General features: G+C 71.2%; 4 protein-coding genes. All 4 read left to right on the plus strand.

All coding sequences use genetic code 11. The features are described from left to right. Positions 1-28: 28 nt before the first annotated feature. On the plus strand, positions 29-1,897 hold the full coding sequence (locus tag ACFWRO_RS35520) for a zinc ribbon domain-containing protein (RefSeq protein ID WP_384518319.1): 1,869 nt from the start codon (positions 29-31) through the stop codon (positions 1,895-1,897). A gap of 109 nt (positions 1,898-2,006) precedes the next feature. Next, entirely contained in the window at positions 2,007-3,512 is a 1,506-nt protein-coding gene (locus ACFWRO_RS35525; RefSeq protein ID WP_384518321.1) for a leucyl aminopeptidase, read from the plus strand. 284 nt (positions 3,513-3,796) lie between these two features. Beyond that, positions 3,797-5,185 (plus strand): dihydrolipoyl dehydrogenase, encoded by a 1,389-nt coding sequence (gene lpdA / locus ACFWRO_RS35530; RefSeq protein ID WP_384518324.1) that lies wholly within the window; start codon positions 3,797-3,799, stop codon positions 5,183-5,185. Positions 5,186-5,247: 62 nt separating this feature from the next. Then, entirely contained in the window at positions 5,248-7,008 is a 1,761-nt protein-coding gene (gene sucB / locus ACFWRO_RS35535) for a 2-oxoglutarate dehydrogenase, E2 component, dihydrolipoamide succinyltransferase (protein WP_384518327.1), read from the plus strand. The last annotated feature ends 77 nt before the right edge of the window (positions 7,009-7,085 follow it).

Raw genomic sequence — 7,085 nt, forward strand, 5'->3', positions numbered from 1 at the left:
GGCAACCGGTGAACTGCTGCTGGGAACCGTGCTGGTGAAGCGTGTCGGCTGGGCCGCGGACCTCGTGTCCGCAATGGCGGCCGATCTCCTGGCCAGGCACTGGAACGCGGCTGATGTGAGCACGCTGGCCTCGGGTGAGGACGGCGGGGGCCGGAAGCTTCCGTCGCAGGCCTGGATGGCGCTGCGGCGTCTGGGCTGGGCCGCCGTGCCCGAGGAGGGTGTGCGGGTCAACGACCGGATCATGCGCATGGCTCAGGAGTTGGCCGGGCGGTCCCTGCGGTCAGCTGCCTGGCGTGCGGAACTGACCGCCGGCGTGATCACGACCTGGCCCACCGAACCCGCGAAGCGCACCGCTGAGGAATGGGACGCCGTGCGCCACGCGGTGCCCGGCGGACGGTTGATGCCCTCCGGCGTCATCAGATCCCGCACCCGGCAGATCGCCTCCTTCGCCGCCACGCACGGTCGGCATCCCACCGATCTGTTCGACATGGAAGCCGCGCCTCGCACTGCTCGGATACTCCTGCTCTCCGCCTGCGACGGACAACAGGCCGCCGTCGAACGGCACGAGAGCGCCCCCGGCCGGGCGCTGCTGCGCCTGCAGTTGCCGAACCGTCGCGACCCGCGGTCCTACCGGGACTGGTCGTGGGTGTCCTGCCCCATCAAGCTGCCTCCGACGATCCCGGCGGACGCCGTGCTGCACCTGCCCACCCTCCGCGTCCACAAGGGCCGGGTACGCGCCGAACTCGCCTACACCCATGCGGTTCCGAAGACCGCCAGGAGTGGTCACACGATCGCCCTCGGCGTGGACTGGGGCCTGAACACCCTGCTGTCCGCCGGGGCCGCCCGATCGCACGAGGACGGAACCATCACCGCCCTCGGTGCGGGCAGCATGTTCCGGGCCACCGGCGTCCTCGCGAAGCAACACCGCCTCCGCCGCGCCGGTGAGCACCTTCGGACCAAGGCCGACCACCTTCAGCGACTCACCGGCGGCGACACCGAACACCCCCTGGCCCACAGGAACCGGATCCTCACCGACGAGCTCCGACACGTGTCCGAGAGGCGATCGAAGCTCAACGACGCCCTGGCTCGGGCCGCGGCCCGCTGGGCCGTCGACCAGGCCATCGCCGCCGGGGCAACGGTCATCTACGTCGAGGACCTCCGTTCGATGGAAGCCCGCGGCATGGGTCGCACCATGAACACCCGTCTTTCGCAGCAGGTCCGCGGGCAGATCGTGGACCGCGTGCGACACCTCGCCGCCGAGAGCGGCATCGCCGTGGTCGCCGTCCCCGCGCGGGACACCTCGAAACGCTGCCCGCAGTGCCTCACACCCCTGCGCCACCGCAAGGCGCCCGACCGGCCGACCACACCCGGCTGGAAGTGGGCACAGTGCCCGAACGACGACTGCCGATGGCAGGGCGACCGCGACCAGGGAGCCTGGCGGCGCATCGCCGCACGCGGTCTCACCCACCAGACCAGGACCGTCACCGACCGCGCCACCGGTGCCATGGTCATCCGCGCGACCGTCGACAGCCTCGAAGCCACCGCCGTGATCACCCCCACCACGGCGGAGACCGGGCGGGACCGGTCCAAGACCGGACCCACCCGGCGACAGACAGCAGGCCCCGCGCCCCGGCGACGCAGGGCACCCTCCCCCACCGGACCCTCGCGTCCGGCGGGCAAGCGTCCGGAGGGACACGCTCACACGGACCGGCATCGGCTGCCCCGCGCCGCCGACCGGCACCAGGACGTGACGACGATCAGCACACCCACCCATCGGCCTCATCGGCCACGAGGGGCGGCCCTGGGCGCGGGATTCCACCTGCATGCCCACGCGACCCCACCACGGTGGACAGAAACCATGTCGGAGACTATGTGTGGCATGGGATCGCTCAACTGATCAGAGACACTCGTTCTCGGCGCTCATGGGGCCGAAATACGATGCGGCGGGCATGGTCGGCCCATCCCTCGACCGCCACAGAACTCAATGGAAGCGAGATTTCACCACCGTGACTGCTCTCACTCTCAGCACAGCCGGCGCCGCGACGCTGCGCGCCGACGCTCTTGTCGTCGGGGTCGCCAAGTCCGGCAAGGGCCTGGTCGTCGCGCCCGGCGCCGAGGCCGTGGACAAGGCGTTCGACGGGAAGCTGGCCGCCGTCCTGGAGACCCTGGGCGCTGCGGGTGCCGAGGGTGAGGCGACCAAGCTGCCCTCCCCCGCCGGTCTGAAGACCCCCGTCGTGCTCGCCGTCGGTCTGGGCTCCGTGCCCGAGGACGGTGAGTCGTACCGCGCCGAGACGCTCCGCCGCGCCGCCGGTACCGCCGCCCGTACGCTGCACGGCGCCAAGAAGGCCGCCTTCGCGCTGCCCGTCGCCTCCACCGAGGACGCCGAGGCGGTCGCCGAGGGCGCGCTGCTCGGCGCGTACGCGTACACCGCGTACCAGGAGTCCAAGGACGCCAAGAAGCCGCTGGCCGAGATCGCCCTGCTCGGCGGCAAGCCGCGCGACAAGGCCTTCAAGGCCGCCGCGGAGCGCGCGCAGGCGCTGTCCGAGGAGATCAACCGCGCCCGCGACCTGATCAACATGCCGCCGAACGACCTCTACCCCGAGACGTTCGCCGCCATCGTCACCGCCGCCGGCAAGGAGCACGGTCTCAAGGTCCAGGTGCTCGACGAGAAGGCGCTCGACAAGGGCGGCTACGGCGGCATCCTCGGCGTCGGCAAGGGCGCGGCCCGCGGCCCGCGCCTGGTCCGGGTCGCGTACACGCACCCGAAGGCGGAGAAGACCCTCGCCCTCGTCGGCAAGGGCATCACCTACGACTCGGGCGGCATCTCCCTGAAGCCGGCCGGTCACAACGAGACGATGAAGTGCGACATGAGCGGCGCGGCCGCCGTGTTCGCCGCCGTCGTCGCCGCCGCCCGGATCGGTCTGGCCGTCAACGTCACCGGCTGGCTGGCGCTCGCCGAGAACATGCCGTCCGGCAACGCCACCCGCCCCGGCGACGTGCTGCGGATGTACAGCGGCAAGACCGTCGAGGTCCTCAACACCGACGCCGAGGGCCGTCTTGTCCTGGCCGACGCGCTGACCCGGGCCTCGGAGGAGAACCCGGACGCGATCGTCGACGTGGCGACCCTGACCGGCGCGATGGTGCTCGCCCTGGGCAACCGCACCTTCGGGATCATGGCCAACGACGACGAGTACCGCACGGCGATCCACGAGACCGCCGAGGAGGTCGGCGAGGCCTCCTGGCCGATGCCGCTCCCCGCCGACCTGCGCAAGGGCATGGACTCCCCGACCGCCGACATCGCCAACATGGGCGAGCGGATGGGCGGCGGCCTGGTCGCCGGTCTCTTCCTGCAGGAGTTCGTCGGCGAGGGCATCACCTGGGCCCACCTCGACATCGCGGGCCCGGCCTTCCACGAGGGCGCGCCGTACGGCTACACCCCCAAGGGCGGCACCGGCTCCTCGGTCCGCACGCTGGTGAAGCTTGCGGAGAAGACCGCCGACGGCGAGCTCTGACCCGTCCGGTGACACGGAGCGCGGCCCCCGGACCCCGGTCCCGGGGCCGCGCGTGTTCACCCTCGACGAAATCCGTACGTTCGTACGGCCCGGTTACCTGTCCGTACGGGCGATCGGCCGGTCTCACACACCGGCCCCGCGTCCCGCCTTCCGGCAACAAGTGCGAAGATGGGTTCTCGGCAGGACAGGGCCCCCACCACAGGGCCGACACTAAAGCGGCCGGACACCAGCCGCCGCCCGGTCACGGAGACCGGCGACGAGCGCACATGCATGGAGGACGTGACGTGGCGAACGACGCCAGCACCGTTTTCGACCTAGTGATCCTCGGCGGCGGTAGCGGCGGTTACGCCGCGGCGCTGCGCGGAGCGCAGCTGGGCCTGGACGTCGCACTGATCGAGAAGAACAAGCTCGGCGGCACCTGCCTGCACAACGGCTGCATCCCCACGAAGGCCCTGCTCCACGCCGGCGAGGTCGCCGACCAGGCGCGCGAGGCGGAGCAGTTCGGTGTCAAGGCCACCTTCGAGGGCATCGACATCAAGGCCGTGCACAAGTACAAGGACGACGTGATCTCGGGCCTGTACAAGGGCCTGCAGGGTCTCGTCGCCTCCCGCAAGGTGACGTACATCGAGGGCCACGGCCGGCTCTCCTCCCCGACCTCCGTCGACGTGGACGGCCGTCGCGTCGAGGGCCGTCACGTCCTCCTCGCCACCGGCTCCGTACCGAAGTCGCTCCCCGGCCTGGAGATCGACGGCAACCGGATCATCTCCTCCGACCACGCCCTGACCCTGGACCGTGTCCCGGAGTCGGCGATCATCCTCGGCGGCGGTGTCATCGGCGTCGAGTTCGCCTCCGCGTGGAAGTCCTTCGGCACCGACGTGACGGTCATCGAGGGCCTGAAGCACCTGGTCCCGGTCGAGGACGAGAACAGCTCCAAGCTTCTTGAGCGCGCGTTCCGCAAGCGCGGCATCAAGTTCAACCTCGGCACCTTCTTCCAGTCCGCCGAGTACACCGAGAACGGTGTCAAGGTCACCCTGGCCGACGGCAAGACCTTCGAGGCCGAGGTCCTGCTCGTCGCCATCGGCCGCGGCCCGGTCTCGGCCGGTCTCGGCTACGAGGAGCAGGGCGTCGCGATGGACCGCGGCTACGTCCTGGCCGACGAGTACATGCGCACGAACGTGCCGACGATCTCGGCGGTCGGCGACCTCGTCCCGACGCTCCAGCTCGCGCACGTCGGCTTCGCCGAGGGCATCCTCGTCGCGGAGCGTCTGGCCGGTCTGAAGACCGTTCCGATCGACTACGACGGCGTGCCCCGGGTGACGTACTGCCACCCCGAGGTCGCCTCCGTCGGCATCACCGAGGCCAAGGCCAAGGAGATCTACGGTGCGGACAAGGTCGTCGCCCTGAAGTACAACCTCGCGGGCAACGGCAAGAGCAAGATCCTTAAGACCGCGGGCGAGATCAAGCTCGTCCAGGTCAAGGACGGTGCCGTGGTCGGCGTCCACATGGTCGGTGACCGCATGGGCGAGCAGGTCGGCGAAGCGCAGCTGATCTACAACTGGGAGGCGCTGCCGGCCGAGGTCGCGCAGCTCATCCACGCCCACCCGACGCAGAACGAGGCCCTCGGCGAGGCGCACCTGGCGCTGGCCGGCAAGCCTCTGCACTCCCACGACTGACGCTCACGTCATCAACGGGCGCGACGACCACTTCCCGCAATTCGTTAGGAGCAACTGAAACCATGTCGGTTTCCGTAACCCTGCCGGCGCTCGGCGAGAGCGTCACCGAGGGCACCGTCACCCGCTGGCTCAAGGCCGAGGGTGAGCGTGTCGAGGCCGACGAGCCGCTGCTCGAGGTCTCGACCGACAAGGTCGACACCGAGATCCCGGCGCCCGCGTCGGGCATCCTGGCCTCCATCAAGGTGGCCGAGGACGAGACCGTCGAGGTCGGCGCCGAGCTCGCCATCATCGACGACGGCTCCGGCGCGCCGGCCGCGGCTCCGGCCCCGGTCGCTGCCGAGGCCCCCGCCGCCCCGGCTGCCCCGGCCCCCGTGGCTGAGGCCCCCGCCGCTCCGGCTCCGGCCGCTGCCCCGGCTGCCGCCCCGGCCGGTGGCGCCACCGGTACGGACGTCGTCCTGCCGGCGCTCGGCGAGTCCGTCACCGAGGGCACCGTGACCCGTTGGCTGAAGTCGGTCGGCGAGACCGTCGAGGCCGACGAGCCGCTGCTCGAGGTCTCCACGGACAAGGTCGACACCGAGATCCCGGCCCCGGCTTCGGGTGTCCTCCTGGAGATCGTCGTCGCCGAGGACGAGACCGCCGAGGTCGGCGCCAAGCTGGCCGTCATCGGTGCCGCGGGCGCCGCCCCGGCCGCCGCTCCGGCTCCGGCTGCCCCGGCTCCGGCCGCGGCCGCCCCGGCCCCGGTGGCTCCGGCCGCCCCGGCCCCGGCTCCCGCCCCGGTCGCTCCGGCCGCTCCGGTCGCCGCTCCGGCTCCGGTCGCGCCCGCCGCGCCTGTGGCCGCCCCGGCTCCGGTCGCCCCGGCCGCGCCGGCCCCCGCCGCCGCTCAGCCGGTGGACGACGGCGCCTACGTGACGCCGCTGGTCCGCAAGCTGGCCTCCGAGAACGGCATCGACCTGGCGTCCGTCAAGGGCTCCGGCGTCGGCGGCCGTATCCGCAAGCAGGACGTCCTCGCGGCCGCCGAGGCCAAGAAGGCCGCCCCGGCCCCCGTCGCCGCTGCCGCCCCGGCTGCCGCCGCGTCGAAGGCCCCGGCCCTCGAGGTCTCCCCGCTGCGCGGTCAGACCGTCAAGATGACCCGCATGCGCAAGGTCATCGGCGACAACATGATGAAGGCGCTGCACGGCCAGGCCCAGCTGTCCTCGGTCGTCGAGGTCGACATCACCAAGCTGATGAAGCTGCGCGGCCGTGCCAAGGACGCGTTCGCCGCCCGTGAGGGCGTCAAGCTGTCCCCGATGCCGTTCTTCGTCAAGGCGGCGGCCCAGGCGCTGAAGGCCCACCCGGTCATCAACGCCCGGATCAACGAGGACGAGGGCACCATCACGTACTTCGACTCGGAGAACATCGGCATCGCCGTGGACTCCGAGAAGGGTCTGATGACGCCGGTCATCAAGGGTGCGGGCGACCTGAACATCGCCGGCATCTCCAAGGCCACGGCCGAGCTGGCCGGCAAGGTCCGCGGCAACAAGATCACCCCGGACGAGCTGGCCGGTGCGACCTTCACCATCAGCAACACCGGTTCGCGCGGTGCGCTGTTCGACACGATCATCGTGCCGCCGAACCAGGTCGCCATCCTGGGCATCGGCGCGACGGTGAAGCGTCCGGCCGTCATCGAGACCGCCGAGGGCACCGTCATCGGCGTCCGCGACATGACGTACCTGACGCTCTCCTACGACCACCGTCTGGTGGACGGCGCCGACGCGGCCCGTTACCTGACGGCCGTCAAGGCGATCCTGGAGGCCGGCGAGTTCGAGGTCGACCTCGGCCTGTAAGACAACGTGGCTTGGCTGCCTGCTTGGCAACGTAACAAGCCTCACCTGCGGCGCCCCCGCCCGGAAGTGTTTCCGGG

Origin of the sequence: Streptomyces sp. NPDC058579, from assembly GCF_042718575.1 — a bacterium.
Classification (GTDB): Bacteria; Actinomycetota; Actinomycetes; order Streptomycetales; family Streptomycetaceae; genus Streptomyces.